The following is a 1,580-nucleotide window of genomic DNA, read 5'->3' as shown; positions in this document are numbered from 1 at the left end:
CGCTAGCATCTTTAGGCTCCTCCCATAATTCTTGTGGGGCAGACATCCTGGCTGCCGTTAACAGGCTTTTTGGGAGATGTCTCTTGACTAACCTGACTGTACTCGATCTCCACAACAATCAAATCAGCGACATCAAACCGCTAGCATCTTTAACTAACCTGACCGATCTCAACCTCAACAACAATCAAATCAAGGACATTAAACCGCTAGCATCCTTGACTAAACTGACCGCTCTTTACCTCAGCAGAAATTGGAGCGCACCCAAGACTTGTCCTCTCAAGCCAGAGTCTATCTGTAATTGGTAACAAGAACCTAGCTCTTAAAACTTGAGAGTTCAGAAAATTAGAGTATCCCCAACTAGAACAAGGTTTTGGAGTGAGTAGGAAAAGTGGAGTTATCCTCGTCTAAACCTCTAGCGGGATTTTTTCAATGGGTGGCTAAATTTTTACTAAAAAGAAAAAGCTGGTTTCAGGCCGTTGGAAAAATAGCCACCACCTATTGCCTACTGTCTTACACTTTGCCTTACAGCGTCTTACTTCTATCTCGACAATCTAACTTTTGGGTAGTGCCTTGAAGGAAAGGATCGAGCAAGTTACTATTAGAGAGAAGTGTTTATCATAGTATGATATGAGAGTAGAGATTCCCCATTGTCCTAATTGTGCCTCAAAAGAAGTTAGTCGAAACGGTAAAACTCGGCATGGCAAACAAAATTTTAAATGTCGAGAATGTGGTCGTCAATTTGTTTTAAATCCTGCATGGAAGCCTCTTACAGAAGAACAAAAAGAGTTAATGTCACGGATGCAAATGCGAACGTATTTCTCAGGCAGGGATTGCTCGGGTGCTTCAAGTGTCAGAAGATACAGTGCAGCGATATGTTAATAGCCAAGCGACTACTGTTAAGAAGCAAGTGTAGCGGACTCCCAAGGAAAAAAAGCGCTTGAATGTTCAGATGGATGAGTTATGGTCATTCGTTGATAGTAAAGGAAATCAGCAATGGGTTTGGCTGGCATTGGACGCCGAGACTAGGGAAATTGTTGGTGTACATAGGGCTTGCTGAATAAGCGATCGCAAATCAATAACAAGAGCGATCAATATATTCAACCAACGTTAAATATGAGTTTTTCTTGCTTCAATTTTAGTAAAACATAAGTGTAGATTATGTTCGATCCAAAAACAAGCATTGTTTTCCCCGAACGGCATAAAAACACACAAAAAACCCGGCGCCACCAGGTAGAAAAGTCACTGCATCACTGCAACAATTAGCAGCTCAACAAAAATTGATTGACGAGCGTGTTTGAACTGTCAATTGAATCAACTAAAATTCCCGAAGTTATTGCTGTTCCCAAAAGGAAAAATAGTTGTGAGGGACTCAATCAAGTTTGTGTCTATCCTCAATCTGTTCTAAATACTGCAATTCGGTGGGAGTAAGAGCCGTGGTTCTTTCTAACAAGTTCAGAATTTCGACTTCAAACGGATCTAGATTTCCTAATTGGTGAAGTCGGTCAGTGCGATCGCAAATTTCTTGAAGTCCGGGTTGATTTTCGAGCGGTACAGCAGTAAGAGCCGAGTGTTTGAAGGTA

General features: G+C 41.5%; 3 protein-coding genes and 1 pseudogene. 3 read left to right on the top strand and 1 reads right to left on the bottom strand.

The window, feature by feature from the left end:
- The 3 genes from QUA50_RS28495 to QUA50_RS29335 form a co-directional block, all read left to right on the top strand.
- The coding region (locus tag QUA50_RS28495) for a leucine-rich repeat domain-containing protein (protein ID WP_333268619.1) at positions 1-305 on the top strand (305 nt) is incomplete at its 5' end.
- A gap of 322 nt (positions 306-627) precedes the next feature.
- A complete protein-coding gene (locus QUA50_RS29340; protein WP_445243200.1) occupies positions 628-879 on the top strand; it encodes an IS1/IS1595 family N-terminal zinc-binding domain-containing protein in 252 nt (83 codons plus the stop codon).
- A 70-nt stretch (positions 880-949) separates the two neighbouring features.
- Positions 950-1,057, top strand: coding sequence for an IS1 family transposase (locus tag QUA50_RS29335; protein ID WP_445243201.1), 108 nt, complete (start codon positions 950-952; stop codon positions 1,055-1,057).
- A 312-nt stretch (positions 1,058-1,369) separates the two neighbouring features.
- Here the strand turns inward: QUA50_RS29335 and QUA50_RS28490 are convergent.
- Positions 1,370-1,580: pseudogene (locus QUA50_RS28490) on the bottom strand (hypothetical protein); the annotation flags it as partial.

Source organism: Microcoleus sp. M2_D5 (genome assembly GCF_036701935.1).
Lineage (GTDB): Bacteria > Cyanobacteriota > Cyanobacteriia > Cyanobacteriales > Microcoleaceae > Microcoleus.
The sequence above is the reverse complement of the archived record's forward strand: the minus strand, read 5'-3'. Positions and strand labels throughout refer to the sequence as shown.

Coding starts and splice junctions, on each gene's coding strand:
- QUA50_RS29340 (WP_445243200.1), top strand. CDS start 628: ATGAGAGTAGAGATTCCCCATTGTCCTAATTGTGCCTCAAAAGAAGTT.
- QUA50_RS29335 (WP_445243201.1), top strand. CDS start 950: ATGGATGAGTTATGGTCATTCGTTGATAGTAAAGGAAATCAGCAATGG.